Origin of the sequence: Oricola sp. (assembly GCF_022763245.1) — a bacterium.
Classification (GTDB): Bacteria; Pseudomonadota; Alphaproteobacteria; order Rhizobiales; family Rhizobiaceae; genus Oricola.
The window spans coordinates 419502-443760 of the sequence record NZ_JALEGV010000040.1 but is presented as its reverse complement, the minus strand read 5'-3'; the positions used below and the strand labels follow the sequence as shown (position 1 = coordinate 443760).

At 65.1% G+C, this 24259-nt stretch carries 23 protein-coding genes; 7 read left to right on the top strand and 16 right to left on the bottom strand.

Translation table 11 applies throughout. The features are described from left to right. Window positions 1-2 precede the first annotated feature (2 nt). The 10 genes from alr to MRY80_RS19515 form a co-directional block, all read right to left on the bottom strand. Window positions 3-1160, bottom strand: coding sequence for an alanine racemase (gene alr / locus MRY80_RS19560; RefSeq protein ID WP_293292757.1), 1158 nt, complete (start codon window positions 1158-1160; stop codon window positions 3-5). 1 nt (window position 1161) lies between these two features. Next, the gene (locus MRY80_RS19555; protein WP_293292755.1) at window positions 1162-2661 is read right to left on the bottom strand and encodes a replicative DNA helicase; all 1500 of its coding nucleotides are present in this window, start codon (window positions 2659-2661) and stop codon (window positions 1162-1164) included. A gap of 153 nt (window positions 2662-2814) precedes the next feature. Beyond that, complete coding sequence (locus tag MRY80_RS19550; RefSeq protein ID WP_293292754.1) at window positions 2815-4062, bottom strand: cyclopropane-fatty-acyl-phospholipid synthase family protein; 1248 nt, start codon at window positions 4060-4062, stop codon at window positions 2815-2817. Window positions 4063-4189: 127 nt separating this feature from the next. After that, window positions 4190-4789: a 50S ribosomal protein L9 gene (rplI, locus tag MRY80_RS19545; RefSeq protein WP_293292753.1), complete on the bottom strand. Its 600-nt coding sequence runs from the start codon at window positions 4787-4789 to the stop codon at window positions 4190-4192. A gap of 13 nt (window positions 4790-4802) precedes the next feature. Continuing rightward, entirely contained in the window at window positions 4803-5783 is a 981-nt protein-coding gene (locus MRY80_RS19540; RefSeq protein ID WP_293292752.1) for a DUF2232 domain-containing protein, read from the bottom strand. Window positions 5784-5916: 133 nt separating this feature from the next. After that, on the bottom strand, window positions 5917-6165 hold the full coding sequence (gene rpsR, locus MRY80_RS19535; RefSeq protein WP_019170551.1) for a 30S ribosomal protein S18: 249 nt from the start codon (window positions 6163-6165) through the stop codon (window positions 5917-5919). Beyond that, a complete protein-coding gene (rpsF, locus tag MRY80_RS19530) occupies window positions 6165-6605 on the bottom strand; it encodes a 30S ribosomal protein S6 (protein WP_293292748.1) in 441 nt (146 codons plus the stop codon). Before rpsF ends, rpsR begins: the two co-directional genes overlap by 1 nt. A 235-nt stretch (window positions 6606-6840) precedes the next feature. Next, the gene (locus MRY80_RS19525; RefSeq protein WP_293292746.1) at window positions 6841-7779 is read right to left on the bottom strand and encodes a calcium/sodium antiporter; all 939 of its coding nucleotides are present in this window, start codon (window positions 7777-7779) and stop codon (window positions 6841-6843) included. Window positions 7780-7797: 18 nt separating this feature from the next. Continuing rightward, complete coding sequence (locus tag MRY80_RS19520) at window positions 7798-8100, bottom strand: hypothetical protein (RefSeq protein ID WP_293292744.1); 303 nt, start codon at window positions 8098-8100, stop codon at window positions 7798-7800. Window positions 8101-8232: 132 nt separating this feature from the next. After that, the gene (locus MRY80_RS19515) at window positions 8233-9882 is read right to left on the bottom strand and encodes an FAD-binding dehydrogenase (protein WP_293292742.1); all 1650 of its coding nucleotides are present in this window, start codon (window positions 9880-9882) and stop codon (window positions 8233-8235) included. Window positions 9883-10024: 142 nt separating this feature from the next. Between MRY80_RS19515 and fabD the strand changes: the two genes are divergently transcribed. The 7 genes from fabD to gmk all read left to right on the top strand — a co-directional run bounded on the left by fabD (window position 10025) and on the right by gmk (window position 16407). Then, window positions 10025-10978, top strand: coding sequence for an ACP S-malonyltransferase (gene fabD, locus MRY80_RS19510; RefSeq protein WP_293292740.1), 954 nt, complete (start codon window positions 10025-10027; stop codon window positions 10976-10978). A gap of 32 nt (window positions 10979-11010) precedes the next feature. After that, on the top strand, window positions 11011-11748 hold the full coding sequence (gene fabG, locus MRY80_RS19505; protein ID WP_293292739.1) for a 3-oxoacyl-[acyl-carrier-protein] reductase: 738 nt from the start codon (window positions 11011-11013) through the stop codon (window positions 11746-11748). A gap of 120 nt (window positions 11749-11868) precedes the next feature. Continuing rightward, window positions 11869-12105 (top strand): acyl carrier protein, encoded by a 237-nt coding sequence (locus MRY80_RS19500; protein WP_223476911.1) that lies wholly within the window; start codon window positions 11869-11871, stop codon window positions 12103-12105. 57 nt (window positions 12106-12162) lie between these two features. Continuing rightward, window positions 12163-13431 carry a beta-ketoacyl-ACP synthase II gene (fabF, locus tag MRY80_RS19495; protein ID WP_293292737.1) on the top strand — a complete coding sequence of 423 codons (1269 nt, stop codon included), beginning with the start codon at window positions 12163-12165 and terminating at the stop codon, window positions 13429-13431. Window positions 13432-13616: 185 nt separating this feature from the next. Continuing rightward, window positions 13617-14783, top strand: a complete 1167-nt coding sequence (gene mltG / locus MRY80_RS19490; protein ID WP_293292735.1) for an endolytic transglycosylase MltG — start codon at window positions 13617-13619, stop codon at window positions 14781-14783. 57 nt (window positions 14784-14840) lie between these two features. Continuing rightward, the gene (locus MRY80_RS19485) at window positions 14841-15728 is read left to right on the top strand and encodes a YicC/YloC family endoribonuclease (protein ID WP_293292734.1); all 888 of its coding nucleotides are present in this window, start codon (window positions 14841-14843) and stop codon (window positions 15726-15728) included. Window positions 15729-15738: 10 nt separating this feature from the next. After that, entirely contained in the window at window positions 15739-16407 is a 669-nt protein-coding gene (gene gmk, locus MRY80_RS19480; protein ID WP_293292732.1) for a guanylate kinase, read from the top strand. A 26-nt stretch (window positions 16408-16433) separates the two neighbouring features. Here gmk and rsmA read toward each other — a convergent pair whose 3' ends face one another. The 6 genes from rsmA to lptF form a co-directional block, all read right to left on the bottom strand. Then, complete coding sequence (gene rsmA, locus MRY80_RS19475; RefSeq protein WP_293292731.1) at window positions 16434-17288, bottom strand: 16S rRNA (adenine(1518)-N(6)/adenine(1519)-N(6))-dimethyltransferase RsmA; 855 nt, start codon at window positions 17286-17288, stop codon at window positions 16434-16436. Beyond that, the gene (gene pdxA, locus MRY80_RS19470; protein ID WP_293292729.1) at window positions 17285-18319 is read right to left on the bottom strand and encodes a 4-hydroxythreonine-4-phosphate dehydrogenase PdxA; all 1035 of its coding nucleotides are present in this window, start codon (window positions 18317-18319) and stop codon (window positions 17285-17287) included. The genes rsmA and pdxA overlap by 4 nt, the downstream gene beginning before the upstream one ends. 24 nt (window positions 18320-18343) lie before the next feature. Beyond that, the gene (locus MRY80_RS19465) at window positions 18344-19288 is read right to left on the bottom strand and encodes a peptidylprolyl isomerase (protein ID WP_293292728.1); all 945 of its coding nucleotides are present in this window, start codon (window positions 19286-19288) and stop codon (window positions 18344-18346) included. A 107-nt stretch (window positions 19289-19395) separates the two neighbouring features. Next, window positions 19396-21612 carry an LPS-assembly protein LptD gene (locus MRY80_RS19460; protein ID WP_293292727.1) on the bottom strand — a complete coding sequence of 739 codons (2217 nt, stop codon included), beginning with the start codon at window positions 21610-21612 and terminating at the stop codon, window positions 19396-19398. A 134-nt stretch (window positions 21613-21746) separates the two neighbouring features. After that, a complete protein-coding gene (locus MRY80_RS19455; RefSeq protein ID WP_293292726.1) occupies window positions 21747-22835 on the bottom strand; it encodes an LptF/LptG family permease in 1089 nt (362 codons plus the stop codon). Between the two features lie 4 nt (window positions 22836-22839). After that, the gene (lptF, locus tag MRY80_RS19450) at window positions 22840-24018 is read right to left on the bottom strand and encodes an LPS export ABC transporter permease LptF (protein WP_293292725.1); all 1179 of its coding nucleotides are present in this window, start codon (window positions 24016-24018) and stop codon (window positions 22840-22842) included. Between the last annotated feature and the right edge of the window lie 241 nt (window positions 24019-24259).

Genomic DNA, 24259 nt, shown 5'->3' with positions numbered 1-24259 from the left:
TCTCAGCTTTCGACGGCTTGAAGATAGCGCCGCTCATAGCGGTTGCCGAGACCGGTGAGAAGTTCGTAGCCGATGGTTCCGGCCGCGCGCGCCGCGTCATCCAAAGGAATGTTCGGTCCGATCAGCTCGATCCAGCCCTCCTCCAGCGCCTCCTCCGGCACGTCGGTCACGTCGAAGAGCGTCAGATCCATCGTCACGCGGCCGAGAAGAGGAACCTTCACCCCTCCGATATGGCCGCACAATCCGCCGGGAACCGCATTGCGCAGCGGCACGCCTGCGCCGGATCCTGAACGCGGATAGCCGTCTGCATAGCCGACCGAGACGACGGCGATAGTCGTGTCGCGCGTCAGCGTCTGCGTGCCGCCATAAGACACGGTCTCGCCCTTAATGGCCTGGCGGACCTGGACGATGCGGGCGTCGAGTGAGACGACCTGGCGCATCGGCGTCGTCCCGTCGACGGAGGCCGCGCCGCCGTAAAGGGCGATGCCGGGCCGGGTCAGGTCGTGGAGGAAGCCGTCGCCGAGATAGATGCCAGCGGAATTGGCGAGGCTTGAATCAATGTCGTCAAAAGCGGCTGCAACCCGTTGAAAGGATTCGCGTTGCTTCGCATTGAAAGCATGGCCGGGATCGTCGGCGCAGGCGAGGTGGCTCATCACAAGGATCGGCGAGATCACGTGGTCGCGCAGGTTGCGCTCGCGGAAGGAAAGCGCCTCGTCCACCGTCAGGCCGAGCCGGTTCATGCCGGTGTCAACGCCGATGGCGCAGGGGTTGCGCAGCCCGCGTTCGCGGCAATGCTTCGCCCAGAGTTCGATCTGGTCGAGGCTGCCCAGGACGGGGATCAGCCCGGCTTCCGTCATGGTGGGGGCGGACAGAGCGTGGACGCCGTTCAGCACATAGACGTCGGCCCCTTGGGCGATCCGGCGCACGGCCACGCCCTCTTCGGGCAGCGCGACGAAGAAGCTTTCGCAACCGGCCGCGAGCAGGGCGGGGACCACCTGGGCGATCCCGAGGCCATAAGCGTCGGCCTTGACGACGGCGGCGCATTTCGCCGGCGCCGAGCGTTGCGCGAGATCGCGCCAATTGTCAGCGAGCGCGGAAAGGTCGATGACGAGGCGGCCGCCGGCGAGGCGGGGATCGGCGCCTGTCTCCGTGACCCTCACCCTACTCGAACCGTTCCGGAAGGCGGTCTTCATAGGCGAGGTCGGAGAAGCGCGTGAACTCCGCCTGGAAGGCCAGCGGCACTGTGCCCGTGGGGCCATGGCGCTGTTTGGCGATGATGACTTCCGCCTTGCCCACGGCGTCGGCGAAATCCGTCTCCCACTTCAGGTGCTCCTCGGTGCCGGGCTTCGGCTCCTTGTTCTTGAGGTAGTATTCCTCGCGATAGACGAAGATCACCACGTCGGCGTCCTGCTCGATGGAGCCCGATTCGCGCAGGTCGGAGAGCTGCGGGCGCTTGTCGTCGCGGCTTTCCACCTGACGCGAGAGCTGGGAGAGCGCGATGATCGGGACGTTGAGTTCCTTGGCGAGCGCCTTCAGGCCGGTGGTGATCTCGGTGATTTCCTGCACGCGATTCTGGCTGGCCTTGGCCGAGGAGCCGGTCATCAGCTGAACGTAGTCGATGATCATCAGGTCGAGGCCGCGCTGGCGCTTCAGCCGGCGGGCGCGGGCGGCCAACTGCGCGATCGAGATGCCGCCGGTCTGGTCGATGAAGAGCGGGATCTTCTGCATCATGTTGGAACAGGCGACCAGCTTCTCGAAATCCGCCTCGTTGATCTCGCCGCGGCGGATCTTAGACGAGGAGATCTCGGTCTGCTCCGAGATGATACGCGTGGCGAGCTGTTCGGACGACATTTCCAGCGAATAAAAGCCGACGACGCCGCCCTCGACGGCCTTGATCGACCCGTCGGACTGTTGCTCGCCGCGAAAGGCGTTGGCGACGTTGAAGGCGATGTTGGTGACGAGCGAGGTCTTGCCCATGCCCGGACGGCCGGCGAGGATGATCAGGTCCGAGGACTGCAATCCGCCCATGCGCGCGTCGAGCGAATGCATGCCGGTGGAGATGCCCGACAGATGGCCGTCGCGCTGGAAGGCGGCGTTTGCCATGTCGATGGCGATGCGCACCGCGTCGGTGAAGGGCTGGAAGCCGCCGTCATAGCGGCCGGTCTCGGCCAGTTCGAACAGCCGGCGCTCGGCGTCCTCGATCTGGTGCTGCGGCGCCATTTCCACGGGCGCGTCATAGGCGATGTTGACCATGTCCTCGCCGATGCCGATCAACGCGCGCCGCGTCGCCAGATCGTAGATCGCGCGGCCGTAATCCTCGGCGTTGATGATCGTCACGGCTTCGGCGGCAAGGCGGGCGAGATACTGAGCGACGGTGATTTCGCCGAGCTGCTGGTCCGCCGGCAGGAAGGTCTTGATGGTGACCGGGTTGGACACCTTGTTCATGCGGATCTGGTCGGCGGCGACCGCATAAATCTGCCGGTGCAGCGGATCGTAGAAATGCTCCGGCTTCAGAAAGTCGGAAACGCGGTAGAAGGCGTCATTGTTGACGAGGATGGCGCCGAGCAGCGCCTGCTCGGCCTCGATGTTGTTCGGCGCTTCCCGGTAGAGTTCCGTGCCCTGGTTGCTGTTGTCGTCATAATTCAGGGCTGCGTCGGCCATTCTCGTCTCCTGCGTGGGGGGCACCTATACCCCCTGTCGCGCAAGCCGTGGCACGGCAATGCGCTTATCACCCGTGATTCACAGCCGGTGCACAAAGTCGGAAATATTTTTTTTCTGCTTGACGATCTTACCTGATTCGGGGCCGCGGAAGCATCACTCCGCTGCGCGAACGCCGCCCTGATTCGCCGCGTGGCGACGGTCGAAATCGGTCATGTAGTCACGGGTCCGCGGAATCGAGAGCTTGTTCTTCGCCAATTGCACCTGGAACACGACCAAGTCCTGCCAGCGGAAGGCGGCCTCCGACGCGGCGAGATAGAACTCCCACATCCGCGCGAATCGTTCGTCGTAAAGCGCGACGGCCTCGTCGCGGCGCGCCATGAAGCGCTCGCGCCAGGCCTTGAGCGTCTCGGCGTAGTGGTCGGTCAGGACCTCGACATCCGTGACGTGCAGCCCGGACAGTTCGACGGAACGCATTACCTCCGACAGCGCCGGAATGTAGCCGCCCGGGAAGATGTACTTGCGGATGAAGGCCGCGGTGACGCTGGGCGGGCCGGTGCGCCCGATCGTGTGCATCAGCATGACGCCGTCATTCTTCAGCAGCTGACGCGCCTTTCCGAAATACTCGCCATAGTGATTGACGCCGACATGTTCGAACATGCCGACGGAGACGATGCGGTCGAATTGGCCGTCCACCTCGCGGTAGTCGATCAGGTCGAACTGCGCCTGGTCGGCCAGCCCGGCTTCCTTGGCGCGCCGTCGCGACAGCCGCAATTGCTCGTCCGACAGCGTCACGCCGCGCACCTGAGCGCCAAAATCCTGCGCAAGCGTAAGGCCGAGTCCGCCCCAGCCCGATCCGATGTCGAGCACCTGCATGCCGGGCTCCAGCAACAGTTTGCCGGCGATGTGGCGCTTCTTGGCGATCTGGGCGTCTTCCAGCGAGACGTCCGGATGCTCGTAATAGGCGCAGGAATATTGCCGGTCCGGGTCGAGGAACAGGTCGTAGAGCGTGCGCGACAGGTCGTAGTGATGCTGCACGTTGGCACGCGAGCGCGTCTGCGGATTGAACTGGTGGAACCGACGCAGCAGATAGCGCAGCCTGTCGACGGAAAAGACCGGATGAATGTCCTGACCCGGTGCGTCGGTGACGCCGGAATAGACGATCTTCAGGAAGGTGATCACGTCACCTTCGACAAAGACGAGGTCGCCGTCCATGTAGGCTTCCGGCACCCCGGGATCGGGCGTGACGACGATGCGCCAGAGCGCGCCCCAGGTCTTGATCTCGATATGTGCGGTATCGCCAATCCCGTCGCCGTAACGGCGGGTTTCGTTGTTCGGGTAGGTGACCAGCAACGAGCCTTTCAACCCCAGCCGGTCAAGGAACCGATCTAACAGCCCCAGCATGGTCCTCGACGTGCCATCGTCCAACGTGTTGATGTACACATTGGACGAAATTTTTCACGCAAATGTCAAGACGGTCCCGATCCGATGGACCGGGGCCGTTCGAAAGAGCCTTGCGGGCGCTGTTTGATCAGGAAGCGGCTTCTTCTTCGGCTTCCTCGGCAGTCTCCTCGAACAGCTCTTCAGCGTCCGGATCGAAAGTCTGCAGCTGGGCGTCCTCGTCGACGCCGTAGATGGCTTCGGCGGAGGTCAGGTCTTCACCGGCCTGCTGGCGCTCGGCTTCGTCGGTCGAACGGGCGATGTTCAGCGTCACCTTGGTTTCGACTTCCGGGTGCAGGACGATGTCGACTTCGTGCATGCCGATCGCCTTGATCGGGTTCTTCAGGTCGACCTGGTTGCGCGAAACGTTGAAGCCTTCGGCGCTCAGCAGCTCGGCGATGTCGCGCGTGGAGACGGAGCCGTAGAGCTGGCCGGTCTCGCCGGCGGAGCGCACGACGATGATCGTGGTGCCGTTGAGGCCCTCGGCGATGGATTCGGCAGCCGACTTGCGCTCGGCGTTGCGTGCCTCGATCTGGCCGCGCTCGGCTTCGAAGCGGGCGCGGTTCGCGGCGTTGGCGCGCAGCGCACGGCCGGTCGGCAGCAGGTAGTTGCGTGCAAAACCGTCCTTCACGGTGACTTCGTCGCCGATCTGGCCGAGCTTTGCGATGCGTTCAAGCAGGATGACTTGCATTGGTTTGGTCCTTTCAGTCGTTCTGGATCTGTGTCGGTTTGGTTGGCTGCACCGGCGACAGCGGGACGTGACGGCCCGCGCCGAACATGCCGGCGATGAGAAAGATCAGCGTGGTGAAGCCGATGAAGGGGATGCTCAGATAGGCGATGAGCAGGATGGCGGCACGCCCGCCCATGCCGCGCGTGCGGGCATGCAACATCGCGAAGCCCGCCAGGGTGAAGCCAGCGCCGAGCGCGCCGGCGAGGCTTGCGGCAGCGTGGCCGATGCCGCCCGAAACGAAGCTGGCGACGAGGGCCGCCATGAAGGCGAAGCTCGCGATCCGGGGCATGCGCAGCGCCAGCGGCCAGTCTTCGCGCGGCCGGTTCACGAGGTTGGAACGCCGCGCGATCGCGGTGGCGATATAGATCGACAGGGTCAGCGCCAGCATCCAGAAGAAGGGCTGGACGAAGGGGATGACCGTGGCCATGAATTCGGCGAGGCTCGCTTCGCCCTCGGGCGTGAAGACGATTTCCGGATTGGTTTGCCGCAGCTGCGCGATCAGTTCGGATGCGAGGCCAGCGGCCAGTTCCGGCCCGAAACCGATCATCGCGCCGAGAACCACATAGGCAAATCCGGTGAACAGCGCGTTGGCGAACAGCACGTCGGCGAGCGGATACCAGGCGAGACGGCCCTGCGGTCCGCCGATCTCCTCGGCCGGACGGGCAAGGTTGAGCCAGTAGCTGGAGGCGCAAGCGGGAGCGGCGATCGCCAGCGCGACGAGAATGGCCACGAGGCCATTGGCGAAGGCGAGCGTTCCGGCGACGGCGATGAAAGCGCCCGTCAGCGCCGCCTTGAGGCCGAAGCCGAGGCCAGCGACCATCACGGGAACCGGCGAAATGAAGAAGAGGAGGACGGCCATCATCGAGCCGCCGGACAGGCCGAGGCACAACAGGGCCGTCGTCGCGCCTGCGAGCGCGCCGAATCCGATCCATTGTGGTGTCGATGCCTGGTTCATTCGTCGCTGTCCTGCCGTCTCGAAGCAGTTAGAGGCTTGATCGCCCCAACTCTGGATTTTTGCGTGACGCGCCCGTACCCGATGCGGACGCCGATTGCGAACCGGGGCGCTGGTGCGCCCCGGCCGCAGAAAATCACTTCACCACGTAGGGAAGCAGGCCGAGGAAACGGGCGCGCTTGATCGCCTTGGCGAGTTCGCGCTGCTTCTTCTGGCTGACCGCCGTGATGCGGGACGGGACGATCTTGCCTCGCTCGGAAATGTAGCGCTGCAGAAGACGCACGTCCTTGTAATCGATCTTCGGAGCGTTGGCGCCGGAGAACGGGCAGGTCTTGCGACGGCGGTGGAACGGCCGGCGGGTCGGGATCTGATTGATGTCAACCATTATCGGTTACCTCCACGCTCGCCACGGTCACCACGATCTCCGCGGTCGCCACGATCCGGGCGGTCGCCGCGGTCACGGCGCGGACGGTCGTCACGGTCGCCGCGACGGTCGTCACGATCGTTGCGCTTCATCATCGCGGACGGGCCTTCTTCGAGCTCGTCGACGCGGATGGTCATGTAGCGCAGCACGTCTTCGTGGATGCGCATCTGACGCTCCATCTCCTGCACGGCGTCGGCCGGTGCGTCGATGTTGAGCATGTTGAAATGCGCCTTGCGGTTCTTGTTGATGCGGTACTGAAGAGACTTCAGCCCCCAGCTTTCAACCTTATCAACCTTGCCGCCACGCTCTTCGAGGATGCCCTTGAAATGCGCAACAAGCTCTTCAGCCTGCTGGGACGAGATGTCCTGACGTGCAAGGAACACGTGCTCGTAATAAGCCATTGCTTCTTGCCTTTCGTTTCTCTTTCATCGGCCGTTCAGCGGCTAAGCCTCTGCGACTGTCCCGGACCTCGATGACGAGGGAGAGAAAGGCGCTTCGAACTTGACGGGTCGAGAGCGGAGACACGGGAGGCGCAGACATTTCAGCCTGACTATGGCAACAAGCCATCCTCCGTTCAGCCCCCAGCTGACCGGCAGATTGCGCGCTTATACAGGATTTGCACTTCGACGCAAGCGCTCAGGGCCACAGGCCGAACAACGCAGCAAGATAGGCCGCGTAGCCTCCCAGCAGCGCGAGGCCGACGGGCCGGCCGATCTTCCTGCCGCCGATCAGGAGCGTCGCGAACACAAGGCAGGCGCCAAGCATGACGGGAACGTCGAAACGCGGGAAGCTCTCCGCGACGCGGACCGGGACGAACACGGCCGTCAGGGCCAGAATGCCGAGAATATTGAAGATGTTGGAGCCGACCACATTGCCGATCGCGATGTCGGATTGACGGCGGAATGCCGCGACGAGCGATGTCGCGAGTTCCGGCAGGCTCGTTCCGATGGCGACGACCGTCAGCCCGATGACGGCTTCGGAGATGCCTAATGCATGCGCCATGCCTGTCGCGCCGCGCACCAGCGCCTCGGCGCCCGCAAACAGCAGAACGAGGCCCGCGAGGACGAACACGCCGGTCATCAACCGGGATGTCCGTGGGTTTTGTTCGGTCTCCGGGGCATCGGCGACGTTTCGGGCGACGAAGTAGGATGCGCAAATGTAGGCCGCGAGCACGGTAAGCATCGCCACCCCGCTCAAGGCCCCGATTTGCTCGAACTGAACAAGCCCCAACGTCACGAATGCGGCCGCGACCATGACCACGGAGTCGCGCCTGACCGAGTTGTCCCACCTGCGGATGGGAGCGATCAGGGCGGACAGGCCGATGATCAGGAGGATGTTCGCGGTGTTGGATCCCACGACATTGCCAAGCGCGATGTCAGCCTGCCCGTCGATCGCAGCGCGCAGTGAGACGAGGAGTTCCGGCATCGACGTGCCGAAACCGACGACAGTGAGTGAGATCAGCAATGTCGGCAGGCCGAGACGGGCGGCCAACGCGACGGCGCCGCGTACCAGCCATTCGCCTCCCGCAAACAGCGCGATGAGCCCGGCGGAAACCAGCCCGAGATCGGTCAGCATTGGCAGTGTTCTCGCAGCTCAGTTGTTCGCCGGGTCGCGTTCGGCCTGGATAGCCATGACCAGGATCTTCCAGATGAGCCAGGCGACCGGCGCGCCGACGGCCGTGCCGAGGACGGAGAAGCCGGCGATTGCCAGGTGAAGCGACGTTCCGACCGCCCAGATCACCGCCGCCGCGATCACCAGGATCTGCGACGACAGGAACAGGAACAGGCCGGCGATGCCGAAAATCATGGCGGCTGTCAGCGGCAATTGCGCGGGACGGTCGGCGATTGAAACGGAGGGTGCGGGGAGGGTGAGATCGGGCGCCGCCTGATGCGACATGATGGATACTCGAAAAGAGCCACCGGAGCGGGGCTGTACGCGCAGAAGAATCGGTCCGGCGTCACTGGTTTTCAAGTCCCCACGCGCCGCCCGCCGCGAATTTTTCCCGCTGTGACGAAACGGCGACTCCGGTCAACCCGCCGCCCGCCCAGCGGCGCGGCCGGAGAAGATGCAGCCGCCGAGAAACGTACCCTCCAGCGCGTTGTAGCCGTGATAGCCGCCGCCGCCGAAACCGGCAGCCTCGCCCGCCGCGAACAGGCCGGGGACTGGCTCTCCTGTCGTGTCGAGGACGCGCGAGGAAAGGTCGGTGTGCAGCCCGCCGAGCGTCTTGCGCGTGAGCACATGCAGCCGGACGGCGATCAGCGGTTCGTTGGCCGGATCGAGGAAGCGGTGCGGCTTTGCGGTGCGGATCAGCCGGTCGCCGAGATAGGCGCGCGCGCCGCGGATCGCGGTCACCTGCGCATCCTTGGAGAAGGGGTTGGCGATCTGCGCGTCGCGCGCCTCGATCTGGGCGCGAACATGCGCCGGATCGATCAGATGCGCACCGGCCAGTTGGTTCATGCCGGCCACGAGTTCTTCCAGCGTGTTGCGCACGACGAAATCCTCGCCATGCGCCTTGAACGCCTCCACCGGCCCGGGCGCTCCCTTGCCGAGCCGTGATTTCAGCACCTCGCTCCATCGGCCGGAGGTCAGGTCGGGGTTCTGTTCGGAACCGGAGAGCGCGAACTCCTTCTCGATCACCTTCTGGGTGAGGATGAACCAGGAATGGTCATGGCCCGTGCGGCGCAGGTGTTTCAGCGTCGACAGCGTGTCGAAGCCGGGCAGGCAGGGCGCGGGAAGGCGCTCGCCCGTCGCGTCGAACCACATCGAGGACGGACCGGGCAGGATGCGTATCCCGTGATTCGGCCAGATCGGATCCCAGTTCTTCAGGCCCTCGGTATAGTGCCACATCCTGTCTTCGTTGATTGTCGCGCCGCCGGCAGCCCGGGCGATCGCGATGCCGCGCCCGTCGACATGCGCCGGCACGCCGCAAACCATCTGCGCCGGCGGCTCGCCCAGCCGGTCGCGCGGCCAGGCGTCGCGCACGGCCTCCAGATTGCCGCCGATGCCGCCGGTCGTGACGATGACGCTGGGCGCTTCGAAGCGGAACGTGCCGACCGTGTCGCGATTGCTCTCGCGGCCCCGCTCGGCGTCGCTTCCAGCGAGAACCTCGCCGCTGACGCCCGAAATTGCGCCGGCATGGCATTCGATCTCGGAGACCCGGTGGCGGAAGGCGAGGGTGATGCGGCCGGCGTCTTCATGGGCGCGGACGCGTGCTATGAAGGGAGCGAGCACGCCCGGGCCTGCGCCCCAGGCAATGTGGAAGCGTGGAACGGAATTGCCGTGTCCCGAGGCGAACGCCCCGCCGCGCTCCGCCCATCCGACGACCGGAAACCACCGCATGCCCATCCGCGCGAGCCAGGCGCGCATCTCGCCGGCGGCGAAATCGAGATAGGCGCCCGCCCATTGCCGCGGCCAGTGATCTTCCGGCCGGTCGAACTGCGCCGATCCCATCCAGTCGAGCGTCGCCAGGTCGTGGCTGTCGCGGATGCGCAGGCGGCGCTGTTCGGGCGTGTCGACCATGAACAGGCCGCCGAGCGACCAGAAGGCCTGTCCGCCGAGCGACTGTTCGCCCTCCTGGTCGACGATGAGCACGCGCTTGCCGCGGTCGCCGAGTTCGGCCGCCGCGACCAGCCCCGACAGGCCTGCGCCGACGACGATCGCGTCAAAGGATGTCTCCAAAACCGCCTCCCACGTTTTGCGGACGATTCATGATACAATCCTGCCGACGGGGTGCAATTGCCACAGGGCGATCCCATATGGCGGTCTTGACAGGGCGAGACGCATTGACCAAACCGTCGCGACTTTCAAACGAGGCCCGCATATGACGACAGCATTCACCTTTCCGGGACAAGGCAGCCAGGCCGTGGGCATGGGCCGGGAACTGGCCGACGCCTTCACGGAAGCGCGCGACGTCTTCGCGGAGGTGGACGAGGCGCTCGGCGAGAAACTGTCGACGATCATGTGGGACGGTCCCGAAGACGCGCTGACGCTGACGGCCAACGCCCAGCCTGCGCTGATGGCCGTGTCGATGGCGGTCGTTCGTGTGCTGGAAGCCAACGGCTACGCGCTTGCGGGCAACGTCGCCTGCGTCGCTGGCCATTCTCTCGGCGAATATTCCGCCCATTGCGCGGCCGGCACGTTTTCGCTTGCAGACACTGCCCGTCTCCTGCGCATCCGCGGCAACGCCATGCAGGCCGCCGTGCCGGTGGGCGAGGGCGCGATGGCCGCGATCATCGGTCTTGAAGTCGATGACGTGGACTTCGTCTGCGAGGCTGCGGCCGGCGAGACCGACAGCGTCTGCCAGATCGCCAACGACAATGGCGGCGGCCAGCTCGTGATTTCCGGCGCGAAGGCCGCGGTCGAGCGCGCGGCGGCACTCGCCTCCGACAAGGGCGCCAAGCGTGCGTTGATGTTGCCCGTCTCCGCGCCGTTCCATTCCGCGCTGATGGCGCCGGCGGCCGAGGCGATGCGCGAGGCTCTCGCAAACGTCACAATCAACACGCCGTCCGTGCCGGTGATCGCCAATGTCGCGGTCGCGCCGGCAACCGAAGCGGCCGACATCGTTCACCGCCTGGTCGACCAGGTCACGGGGCAGGTGCGCTGGCGCGAGACGGTGGAATGGTTCGCCGGATCGGGCGTCGATCGCCTGGTCGAAGCCGGTTCCGGCAAGGTGCTGACCGGCCTTGCGCGCCGCATCGACAAGGCGCTGGCGGGCATTGCAATCAACAATCCCGCCGATATAGAAGCGTTCCTCCAGGCGAACGCCGGCCACTGAACGCCTGATACGCAATCCGGGAGGATGAGCACATGTTCGATCTGACGGGCCGAAAGGCCCTTATCACCGGCGCGTCCGGCGGTATCGGCGAGGCGATCGCCCGCACGCTGCACGCCCAGGGCGCCATTGTCGGCCTGCACGGCACGCGCCGCGAGAAACTGGATGCGCTGGCGGCCGATCTCGGCGACCGGGTGCATGTCTTCCCGGCCGACCTGTCCGACCGCGACGCGGTCAAGGCGCTCGCCGACGACGCGGAAGCGACGCTGGAAGGCGTGGACATCCTCGTCAACAATGCCGGCATCACCAAGGACGGCCTGTTCGTGCGCATGTCGGACGAGGACTGGGATTCGGTCATCGACATCAACCTGAACTCGGTCTTCCGGCTGACCCGTCAGCTCACCCATCCGATGATGCGCCGCCGCCATGGCCGCATCATCAACATCTCGTCCGTCGTTGGCGTGACCGGCAATCCGGGCCAGGCGAACTACTGCGCCTCCAAGGCCGGCGTCATCGGCTTTTCCAAGTCGCTCGCTCAGGAGATCGCCTCGCGCAACGTGACCGTGAACTGCGTCGCGCCGGGCTTCATCGAGAGCGCGATGACCGACAAGCTGAACGAGCGGCAAAGGGATTCGATCATGGGGGCGATCCCCATGAAACGCATGGGAACAGGCGCGGAAGTGGCTGCTGCGGTGGCGTTTCTGGCGGCCGGCGAAGCAGGCTACATCACCGGGCAGACCATCCATGTGAATGGTGGCATGGCCATGATTTGACGGGCTTTTGCGGCCTTTTCGGGTGAACAAAGTTGTCGCCAACGGCGCGTTGCGACTTGATTAGCCCGGACACTGAAGATAACCACAATCTGAAAAACTCCAAAGTCGAGGGAAACCGACATGAGCGACATCGCAGAACGGGTCAAGAAGATCGTTGTTGAACATCTGGGCGTCGATGCCGAGAAGGTGACCGAGAGCGCAAGCTTCATTGACGATCTGGGCGCCGACAGTCTCGACACCGTCGAGCTCGTGATGGCGTTCGAAGAAGAATTCGGCGTCGAAATTCCGGACGACGCCGCCGAGACCATCCTCACGGTCGGCGACGCCGTGAAGTTCATCGAAAAAGCCAACGCCTGATCGGCGTTCGGATATGAACTCGCCGGCCCCAAGGCCGGCGTTTTCAGGTTTGATTTCATGACCTTACGGCGGGTTGTCATCACCGGCATCGGCATGGTTTCTCCCTTGGGAGCCAACGCCGACACGAGCTGGACACGTCTTCTGGCAGGCGAGAGCGCTGCCGGACGCGTGACCGATTTTGACGTTAGCGATATTCCGGCGCAGATTGCCTGCCGCATACCCTTCGGCGACGGCTCCGACGGCACCTTCAATGCCGACGACTGGATGGAGCCGAAGGAACAGCGCAAGATCGATCCCTTCATCCTCTACGCGGTCGCGGCCGCCGACCAGGCGCTCGATGACGCCGATTGGCATCCGCAAAGCGACGAGGACCAGTGTTCGACCGGCGTTCTGGTCGGGTCCGGCATTGGTGGCATCGAAGGTATCGTCGAAGCCGGCTACACGCTGCGCGACCGCGGTCCGCGGCGTATCTCGCCCTTCTTCATTCCCGGCCGCCTGATCAACCTGGCCGGCGGTCAGGTGTCGATCCGCCACAAGCTGCGCGGCCCGAACCATTCCGTCGTCACGGCCTGTTCGACCGGCGCGCACGCCATCGGCGACGCCAGCCGCCTGATCGCGCTTGGCGACGCGGACGTCATGGTCGCCGGCGGCACCGAATCGCCGATCAGCCGCATCTCGCTGGCGGGCTTTGCCGCCTGCAAGGCACTCTCGACCTCCTACAACGACACGCCGACCGCCGCATCGCGGCCCTATGACCGCGACCGTGACGGCTTCGTCATGGGCGAGGGCTCCGGCATCGTCGTTCTGGAAGAGCTGGAACACGCCAAGGCGCGTGGCGCAAAGATCTATGCCGAAGTGATCGGCTACGGCCTGTCCGGCGACGCCTATCACATCACCGCACCGTCGGAAGACGGCGAGGGGGCGGAGCGTTGCATGCGCGCGGCGCTGAAGCGTGCCGGCGTCGATCCGTCCGACATCGACTACATCAACGCCCACGGCACCTCCACCATGGCCGACACGATCGAGCTCGGCGCCGTGGAGCGCGTCATCGGCGATTCCGCTACGAAGATCTCCATGTCGTCGACGAAGTCGTCGATCGGCCACCTGCTCGGCGCTGCCGGCGCGGTCGAGGCGATCTTCTGCGCGCTTGCGATTCGCGACAATGTCGCGCCGCCCACGCTTAATCTCGACAATCCGGACGTGGAAACGGCAATCGACCTCGTTCCGCACGTCAAGCGGGAGCGCGAGATCAACGTGGCCCTGTCGAATTCCTTCGGTTTTGGCGGAACGAACGCGTCACTGGTGCTGCGCCGTTACCAGGCGTGATCCGGGCAGCACGGTTTCGCCATAATCGTTTTTCAACGCTTTTTGCGTCCCGCCAGGCTCGATTCATCTGGACATAGTCGGCCAACGCCGTTGTATGGCTTGTGTCGATGGGGTCCTGCCGTGAAGATCGGCCACAAACACAGGGTTTCGATGTGAACAGCGAAAACCATTTCGGACGCAGGCCTTTGTCAGTCGACCATCCCGCCGGCTCGCGAGGGGCAGGTGACGAGCGAATCATCCTGCAATCGCCAAAGCAGGCATTGCGGCCCGAAGCGGCCGTCGCTCCGCCCGGACGGGCGCGCGCGGCGCGCAGCCAGGTCGTGGTGTTCTTCAACTTCCTGATCACGCTGGTCGTGCTCGGCATGGTCGGCGTCGGCGCGGCGCTCTACTATGGCAAGAAGCGTTTCGAGGAGCCCGGCCCGAGCGTGCTCGCGGCGACCCACGCCGTGCGTCCGGGATCGAGCCTCAGCCAGATCGCGACGAGCCTTGAAAGCCGCAACATCATCTCCAATTCCCGCATCTTCCAGGCCGGTGTCCGGATCTACGGTCACGAGAGCGACTTCAAGGCCGGCGAATACGAGTTCAAGGCCGGCGCCTCGATGAAGGACGTCATGGACATCCTCGTCACCGGCCGCGCGATCCTGCATCCGCTGACCGTCGTGGAAGGCATGACCGTCACCCAGGCGCTGCAGCGCATCGAGGAGAACGAACTCCTGACCGGCGAGATGCCGGAGGAGGTTCCGGCGGAAGGCATGCTCGTCGCCGACACGCAGAAATTCTCGCGCGGCACCACCCGCGCCGAGCTGATCTCGTCCATGCAGGCGCAGCAGCGCGCCATCATCGAGGAAACCTGGGCCAACCGGCGTGCCGACCTTCCGCTGAAGGACATCAACGAATTCGTGACGCTCGCGTCGATCGTCGAGAAGGAAACGGCTGTTCCCAACGAACGGTCGCGTGTGGCCGGCGTCTTCATCAACCGCCTGCGCAAGGGCATGAAGCTGCAGTCCGACCCGACCATCATCTACGGTCTCTTCGGCGGCGAGGGCAAACCCTCCGACCGGCCGATCTACCGGTCCGACATCGACAAGCTGACGCCCTACAACACCTATCAGATCGTCGGCCTGCCGCCGGGTCCGATCGCCATTCCGGGCCGCGCGTCGCTGGAGGCGGTGGCCAACCCGTCGGTGACCAACGACCTGTTCTTCGTGGCCGACGGCACCGGTGGACACGTCTTCGCCGAGACTCTGTCCGAGCATAACGCCAATGTGCGCCGTTGGCGGGAGATCGAACGCCAGCGCGCGGCGGAGGCCGCCAAGAAGGCCGAGGAAGCCCAGCTGCCGGCGCAAAACTGACGCGACGGCCGCATGGGGCGGCCGGCGTGCAGGCCGAAGGCTGGCAAGGGGGCAAGGATGACGGCAGTCCACAGCATGACCGGTTTCGCCAATGCGGTCCGACGCGGCGACGGCCTGGAAATCGCCTGCGACATCCGCTCGGTCAACAACAAGGGGCTCGATGTTCGGCTGCGCCTGCCGACCGGGCTCGAACGCCTCGAACAGCCGATCAAGAAGCGCGTCTCCGAAGCGCTTGCGCGTGGCAGCATCGCCATTTCCATGAGTGTCCGGCCGGAGGAGAGCAGCGCGCCGGCCGCGGTCGATGAGGGGCGGTTTCGCGCGCTCGCAGCGACCGCGATGCGCCTCGCCGAGGAATGCGGCGTCGCGCCGCCGACGGCCGACGGCCTGCTCGGCCTGCGCGGCGTGATCCTCGCCGACGACGCCGAGATGGAGCTCGACCCGGATACGACGGCACGCGCCTGCCTCGAGGTGGTGGGCGAGGCGCTGGAGGCCCTGGTGGCCGCACGGGTCGCCGAAGGCGAGGCCCTGCGCGCGATCCTCACCGGCCATGTCGAAACGATCGGACGCCTGACCGATGCAGCCGAAGCGGATCCGGCCAGTCAGCCGGCCGCCATCAGCCAGCGCCTGAAGGAACAGGTCAGCGCCTTGCTCGACGCGTCGGCGCCGTTCGACGCGGCACGCCTGCATGCCGAAGCGGCCGTGCTGGCGACGAAGGCCGACATCCGCGAGGAGATCGACCGTCTGCATGCCCATGTCGCGTCGGCGCGCGAAATGCTGCGCAAGGGCGGCGCCATCGGCCGCAAGCTCGATTTCCTCGCCCAGGAATTCAACCGCGAAACCAACACCATCTGCTCCAAATCGGCATCGGCCACATTGACGGCGATCGGCCTCGACCTGAAGGCCGTGATCGACCAGTTCCGCGAGCAGGTCCAGAATCTCCAGTGAGGACGCGCCCATGAACGCGGATGTCAAGAAAGCCCGCCCGGTGTCGGAAACCATACAGCGCCGCGGCCTCATGCTGGTCCTTTCCTCGCCCTCCGGCGCAGGCAAGTCGACGATCGCGCGCAATCTGCTGGAAACGGATTCCGGGCTGGAACTCTCGGTCAGCGTGACCACGCGCGCGCGCCGCGCCAGCGAGATCGACGGCGTGCATTACCGCTTCATCTCAAAGCGTGAATTCGAACGCCTGCGCGACGATGACGAATTGCTCGAATCGGCCGAGGTGCACGGCAATTTCTACGGATCCCCGCGCGGGCCGGTCGAAGAGGCGATGGCGCAGGGCCGCGACATCCTGTTCGACATCGACTGGCAGGGCGCCCACCAACTGGCCGAGAAGATGCGCGCCGACGTCGTGTCGATCTTCATCCTGCCGCCTTCCATGGCGGAACTGAAAGCCCGGCTGCACCGCCGCGCCGAGGACGACGAGGCGACGATCGCCAAGCGGCTGAAGAACGCCGCCACCGAGATAGAGCAGTGGCGCACCTATGACTACATCATCGTCAATGACGATCTCGATCGCGCCTTCGACGCCGTGAAAGCGATCGTCAAGGCGGAACGGCTGCGCCGGGACCGTCTCCCGGGCATGTTCGATTTCGTGTCGGGGTTGCTCGAAGAAGAGCTCTGAGCGGCAGCGCGCGGACGCCAGCCCGGTCAGACCGAGGCGTTGGCCAGCCGGCAGAATTCCTCGATCGATAGCGTCTCGGCGCGCCTTGCACCGTCTATCCCGGCGGCATCGAGCAGCGCCTGGCCGCCAAGCGGCTTCAGGCTCTGTCGCAGCATCTTGCGGCGCTGACCGAATGCATGCTGTGTGATCAGCGAGAGCCGCCGCGCATCGACCTGAAGCGGCTCTTCGCGCGGCGTCAGGTGCACGACCGACGACGTCACCTTCGGAGGCGGCCAGAAGGCCTGCGCCGGCACGTCGAACTGGATCCTGGCCGTCGTGCGCCATCCGGCGAGCACGCCGAGCCGGCCATAGGCGCTGTCGCCCGGCGCCGCGACGATCCTCTCCGCGACCTCGCGCTGGAACATCAAGGTGAGGGATTCGTAGAAGGGCGGCCAGGCGGCCGTTTCCAGCCAGCCGACCAGCAGTTGCGTGCCGACATTGTAGGGCAGATTGGCGACGATTCGCACCCGCTCGCCGCCCGCGAGGGCTGCGAAATCCGCCTTCAGCGCGTCGCCTTCGACGATTTCGAGGCGGCCCGGATAATGGGCGGCGATCTCGTCGAGCGCGGGCAGGCAGCGTGCGTCGCGTTCGATGACGACGACCTTCGCGGCGCCATGCATCAGCAATGCGCGCGTCAGCCCGCCGGGACCGGGCCCGACTTCGATCACGGTGCGTCCGGACAGGTCGCCGGCCGCGCGCGCGATCCGGCCGGTGAGGTTGAGGTCGAGGAGGAAGTTCTGGCCGAGCGCCTTCTTCGTGGCAAGGCCATGCCGCTCGATCACCGCGCGCAACGGCGGCAGACCGTCCACCGCGGTCTTCTCGCTGTCGGCTTGCTCCGTCACGCGGCCGCTGCCTGGCGACTGTGTGCAGACATCTCTGCCGCCATGCGCAGCGCGGCGATGAAACTGTCGGGGCGCGCCTTGCCGGTGCCGGCGATGTCGAAGGCCGTCCCATGGTCGGGCGAGGTGCGGATGAAGGGCAGGCCGAGCGTGACGTTGACGCTGTCATCGAAGCCGAGCGCTTTGGCCGGGATCAGCGCCTGGTCATGATACATGCAGATCGCCGCGTCATAGGTGGCGCGGGCGCGGTCATGGAACATGGTGTCGGCGGGCAGCGGGCCCCAAGCGTCGATCCCCGACGCGACGAGCGCTTCGACCGCCGGCCGCACGATTGCGTCGTCCTCGTGGCCGAGTGCACCGCCTTCGCCGGCATGCGGATTGAGCCCGGCGACGGCAAGCCGCGGCCGCGCGATGCCGAAGCGCGATGCGAGGTCGTGACTGACGATCCGGCAGGTCCGCACGATCAGGTCGCTCGTCAGATCCTGAAACACCCGGGAAAGCGGAATATGAATGGTCACTGGCACGGCGCGCAGTTTCGGCCCTGCCAGCATCATGACGGGCAGGACGGTTGCGCCCGTGTGGCTCTCGGACAGCGTCGCCAGATATTCGGTGTGGCCCGGATGGGCAAAGCCGGCGTCGTAGAGCGGCTTCTTGGCGATGGGCGCGGTCACGACAGCCGACGCCAGACCGTTCAGCGTGTCGGCCACTGCCCGGTCGATGGATTCGACGATCCCCGCCGCATTGGCGGGGTCGGGCTGGCCGGTTGTTGCCGATGTGAAGGGGTTTTCAAGCGGGACGACCGGCAGGGCGTCCGCAAAGACGCTGCCAGCAGCCTGAGGCGCCACGGCGCGCACCGCGACGTCGATGCCGATCGCGTCGGCACGTGCCTGCAGATGCGCCGGATCGCCGATGACGTAGAAGGGCGGCAAATCGGCCTGCTTGTGCATCGACCAGCTTGCCAGGATGACATCGGGGCCGATGCCCGCCGGATCACCGCATGACACGGCGAGCGGCGGGAGAGGGGATGTGCTCATGATGCGCCCCGGGACCGCGATCGGTCAGCGACGCTGGATGCGTGAGTTCTCGCGGATCTGCTCCAGGAGCTTCTTTCCGGCTTCCGAATCGCCGCTCTCTACGGCTTCGGTGGAAAATTGCAGCTGTGCCACGCGGTCGTCCGAAACGGTGCGGGCGCGGCAGACGATTAGGAACTCGACGCCGTCCTCGGAATCCTTGGGACGGGTGGTCTGGCCGCTCTGCAGTCCGGACACCTCGTCCTTCCAGCGGTCCGGCAGTTCCAGCTGGAGAACGCGGCCGAGATCCTGCACGGTCACGTCGCGAAGCTGTGCGGCGAGCGCGATCGTGTTGGAACAGTCGCCGACACGTCCGCGCATCGCGTTGGCTTCGCTACGGCGGCTCGCCAGGGTGCTCTTGCGGTGCGATTTGGGGACGACGAAGATCACCTTCTGCAGCGTGTATTCGGTCGAGGTCGGCTTTGCGCCGCCGCGCTCAAGCATCTTGGCGACCACGTCCTGCTCGCTCATCAGTCCGCCTTTGCCGCGCGACTGGGCGCCGACCAGCTGGCCCCAGCCGATCTGCACACGGATGAACTCCTTGAAGTGCTTCGCGGTCACGCCGGACTGGCCGAGAACCTGGGTGAGCTGCTTGGAGGACATCTTGTTGGAGTTGGCGAAGCTGGCGAAGGCCTGGTCGACGCGGCTGTCGGGGATGCGATAGCCGGCGCGCTGGATCGCGTAGCTCTTCAGCGCCTGTTCGATCAGTTCGTTGGTTGCAAGCTCGGTCAGGTTTCCTTTGCGCCGCTGCAGTGTCAGGAACGCCTTGCGGCGGGCGATGTCGTAGGACGTGACCGCCTGGTTGTTGACGACGACCTTGATGTCAGAAGCCTGTGCCGCCGTCGGAACGCCGCCGGCGCACACCGCGAATGAGAGCGCCGCCGCCGCTGCCAGCCTGCGAGGAGCGCGAAATGCATTGGTCCAGCCCGTCATGATTTACTTACCGCTTCTTCCCGTGGGTTCTTGTTCCGTAGCGACAACGCGGCCGCAATGGTTCGCAATGAGCAAAATCTTGGGCGAAAGCATGACGGCGGGCGAAGCTAGAAACCGCCGAGACCGTCAAGATCGTTGCCGAGATCGCCGAGCGTGCGGAAGGAGAGGCGGAAGCCGATGGTCGTCGTCGTGGAATCCGCCGCGTCGCGCGTCTGGTTCCACTGGATGCCGAGTGCGAAGCACTCATCCTCGTAACCGAAGCCGATGCCGCTTTCCGCAAGGCGCTTGTTGGTGATGTCGAATGTCGCGTTGCCGGACACGCGCCAGAAATCGGCGACGCGGAACGACGCGGTGCCGCTGACTTCGCGACGGTCCGTCTCGTAGCCATAGGTCGGCTGGGCGTCGATGAAGGCGTAACCGGCGGAGGCCGAAACGGGCTCGGAGGTGTATCCGACCTCGGCCTCGGCGCGCCGGACGGAGAAGTTCGACTCGTCGAAGCGGCCACGCAGCGCTGCCGTAAAGGATTCCTCGTAGGACGCGCCGACCATGGCCACGACGTCGGACACGTCGGTTTCCAGTCCGGAATCAGCACCAGCATTCATCATGTCCGGGCTGGCGAAGGAATTCGCCCCGGCCAGGTGGTAGGACTGCCCGACCAGGCCGTAGAGCGCGATGTCCTCGCCGATCGAGCCGGTGTAGCGCAGCCCGATATTGGCGCGCGTTCCACCCTCGATCCGGTCGTAACCGGAGAACTTGTCCCGATCGAAAAGGTTCGTCGTGTCGAACACGAAGCTCTGGGCGTCCTCGTTCGGCAGGGTGCCGGCGCCGGTCTCGTCGGGCCGCACGAAAATCTGCGCGATCGGCTCGACCACATGGGTCGAATCGCCATTGGTGAACATGATCGGCCAGCGGGCCTCGAGCCCGGCGGTCACCATCCAGCGGCCGACGCTGCCGTCGCCCGCCAAGGCCGCGCCGCTTGCGGAGTAGGCCGCCAGCGAATCGGTGTTCAGGCCGGTCACGTCGCCCTGCGCCGCGAGGATCGGGGTCAGCGCGAGGCCGCCAGTGGCGATGTAGGTGCGCTTCCATTCCGTCTCGACGGTGAAGCGGGCGCTCTCGCCCTCCAACCCCTGCGTGGCGAAGTTCGAATCGAGCACGTCGCCGCGCTGGTCGAGCTCGTCGCGATAGATGCCGCGCGAGTTGACGTTGAACGACAATTCGCCGCCTGCGACCGGCTGCGAGATGATGGTGTTGTAGTCGAAGCTCGGCAGCACGAGGGGCTGCATCTCGTCGCCGCCCATGCCGTCGGCGGCCTTCTCCTGCACCATGAATTCCATCGTGCGCAGGTCGAAGTAATTGCGATCGTGCAGCCCGCTCAGATAGATCTCGTTGCGCTGCACGGTCTGCGAGAAACCGTCGATGTCGTAGGTCTTGGAGAAATTCTTGTCGGTCTGGACCAGCCAGTTCCAGCCATATGACCAGCGCGAATTGAAGTCGAACTCGCCGGTCGTGCCGATCATCCCGCGATTGACGTGCGTGTTGTCCTGCGTGCCGGCGTTGAAGGCTTCGGGCTCCAGCTGATGGATTCCCGCGGCTTTCAGCGTGTACATACCGTCGGCGAGGCGATGGCGGAACTCGGCCTCGCCAAGGAAGCCCTGCCGAGCCAACCCCGTCGCGGTCATCTTGAGATCGTAGTTCGGGGCGAGCGCAATGAAATACGGGACCGAAACGCCGGTCCCGAGCTCGTCGGAGTGGCGCAGTCCGGGCGTCAGGAAGCCGGTCTTGCGGCGCACGGTCGGGTCGGCGGTCGTGAAGACCGGCAGGGTCGCCAGCGGAATGCCGAGAAACTCGAACGCGGCGCCCTCGAAGCGAATGGTCTTTTCTTCGCCGTTCCAGATGACGCGCTGCGCCTTGATCTGCCAGACCGGTGGTTTCTCCGGATGTTCCAGGCAGGGCGCGCAGGCCGTGTAGACGCCGTTGTTGAAGGTCGTGACCGCGCCGTCCTTGCGTTCGGCGCTCTCGGCGGCGAAGCGGGTCTCGTCGGGGGTCACGATGCGCAGCGCGTTGACGAAGCCGTCCCTGAAGTCGTCGGTGACGTCGAACTTGTCGGCGAAGACGCGGGTGCCGTCGGGCTGCAGGATCTCCACGTTGCCGATCGCCAGCAGGCGTCCGGACGACTGGTCGTAGACGAGCCGGTCGGCGACCATGCGCGACCCGCCGTAATCGACCTGCACGTTGCCGAATGCGGTTACCGTGCTGTTGTCGCGGTCATAGACCAGTTCGTCGGCTTGAAGCAGGAGCGGGGAGTCAGCCTGGGCGTCTGTCAAACCGGCAACGGAAGGCAAAGTCTGCGCGAACGACGGTACCGCCGAAGGCAGACTGGTCAGAACAACCGTCGCGGCAAGGCTGCCCGCCAGTTTCCCAAGGTGCCTGGACATAGTCCGTCCCGTTGCTTCGCTCACTAACCGTCCTCCCGGTGAAGGAGATACGCTACCCCGAAAAGAGTCGCAACCACCACCGGCAGCCATGCCGCCATGATCGGAGGAATCATCCCTGCACTCCCGAACGACCGTGTGACGGCGGTTACGACATAAAGCATGAACCCGGCGCCCATGCCAGACAAAATCATCCCTGCGGACTGCCCTGAGCGCACGAATTTCAGGGAAACCGTGGCTGCAACAAGCGCCATCGCCATGAATAATAGCGGCATCGCCAGCAGAGAGTGGTATTGCATGCGGAAAGGATAGGCCGAAACGCCGAAGGATTTGGCCGTTTCGATTTGTTTACCCAGTTGGAAGATTGGAATCAGTTTCGGCGGAATCAGCGCTTCCTGGATCACCGCCGGATCGAGTGCGGTGGGAATGACCATGCTGTCCTGCTTGATCAGGCTCTTGCCGGATTCGCGAATCTCCACCTCGGACAGGATCCATTCCTTGTTGCCCAGTTCCGCCTTGGCGGCGTCGATGCGCCGGCGCATCGCGTCTTCGGAATCGAGGTCGAGGAACACCGCCTGGAAGAGCGTCATGTTGTGCGGCGAGGCGCTCGTCGCGCCGATCAGCATGCTGCCGCCGTCGGATTGCGCCTGACGCAGCCACGGGTAGTCCTGCGCAAGCGGCGACTTGGAGGGACGCGCCCGCCATTCGCCCTCGACGGCCGTCGCTCGGGCGTAGCTGCTGGTGCCCACCGGATTGACGACGGTGACCGTCACCACGCCGACCACGAACGCTGCCGCGGTGACCGGAAACAGGAACTGCCACGCCGACACGCCGATCGACCGCGCCACCACGAGTTCGTAGTTCCGGTTGAGCGCCATCAGCATGGTGGCCGTGGAGAACAGGACGATGAAGGGCAGCGCGATCTGGATGATGAACGGCACCCGCAGCACCGACAGCAACAGGGCATAGCCGACGGTGTATTGCGGCAGGCCGCTGGTGCGGTTTGAAAACTCGATGAAGTCGATCAGGAAGGCCAGCGCTGCCACGCCCAGCGTGAAATACAGCGCCATGCGAAGCGCCTGGAAGAAGAAATAGAAACGAAGCGTCTTTCCCATTGGATCACACCGCCCTTGCGCGTGCGCGGCGCGTCCGGAACTTGCGGATCGCGCCTGCGACGCTGTCGGTCAGATGCATGACGCGGTCGGGCATCGAGAACTTCAGGCCACGGAAATACATCGCCGAAGACAGTGCGCCCGCGCCGATCGGCAGGGCGTAATAGAGCCACCACAGGCTGCCATTGCTGCGGTTGGCGCCGTCGATCGAATAGGCGGCGCCCTTGTAGAGAAGCGCGGCCCCGATCGCGAGCGCGAAGGCGCTTGCCTGCCGCTGGCGGTGCGATTGCGTCTGCCCGGCGATGGCCAGTCCCACCAGCGCGTAAAGGATCGGATAAAGCCAGTCGGTCGCGCGGCGGTGGATCTCTCCCCGGATCCAGCCCGGCGATCGCTTGAAGATGCGGTCGTCTGGATCGGGATGCAGGAGGTCGATCGTCTCGCGCTCCTGGGGATAGTAGAATTGCGTCGTGTCGGCCGATCCGAACTGCGAGAGCGACAGGGCGTAGGAATTGAAGCGGATGACCGAGATGCTGCCGTCCTCGAGCCGCTTGTTGTGGATCTGTCCGTTGGACATGACGAGCACGTCGTTGCCGTCGATGTCGCCGACCGTCCCGGACTGCGCGTAATAGATCGCCGAGGTCTTGGTGTCGCGGCTGTCGGAGACCATGATGCCCGACAGCGCGTTTCCGGGCAGGCGCTGGTCGATATAGATCGTCAGGTCGCGCTCCAGCTTCGTGAACACGCCCTCCTGCAGGAAGTTGGCGAGCAGGTCGGTGCGCAGCGCGACGAGCGTGTCGCGCAAGGCGCGGCTGGCGCGCGGTTCGATGAAGTGATTCGAGAACAGGACGAAGATCCCGGCCAGGAGCCCGATCAGGAGAACCGGCTTGGCGATCATCCAGCGCGGCGCGCCGGAGGCCGACAGGGCCGCCATCTCGGAGTCCGCGTTCATCGCGGTGAAAACCTGCACCACGGCGATGACCACCGCGATCGGCAGCAGGAGCGCCATGAGCTGCGGGGTCAAGAGCACGATCGCGAGCAGGAAATTCGTCAGCGATTGGCCGGTCACGGCCGCAAAGTCGATCCGCGACAGGATCTGCGTCACCCAGACGACCGACACGAGGGCGGCGAAGGAGGCTGCCATCGTGGTGATGGTGCGTCGGAAGATGTATCGTTGCAGCGTGTTCAAGGTCTGGTTCCAGCGGTGTTTGCCGCGGCCGGCACCGTCTTCCGCCCCTTCGGCTTACGCTGCCGGAGGGCGGCGGACGGATCATTGACAATAGGATTCGCCATGCTGAACTTTGTGCGAAGGGATATGGTTAATCATTCGTTGTCGGTGGCGCGCCCCCTTGCTATCGCCAGCCGGAACGCCAAAATCAAGATTCGAGGCTCGTCTGCGTCAGCATTTCGTGAGCCGTTTCCGTATTCAT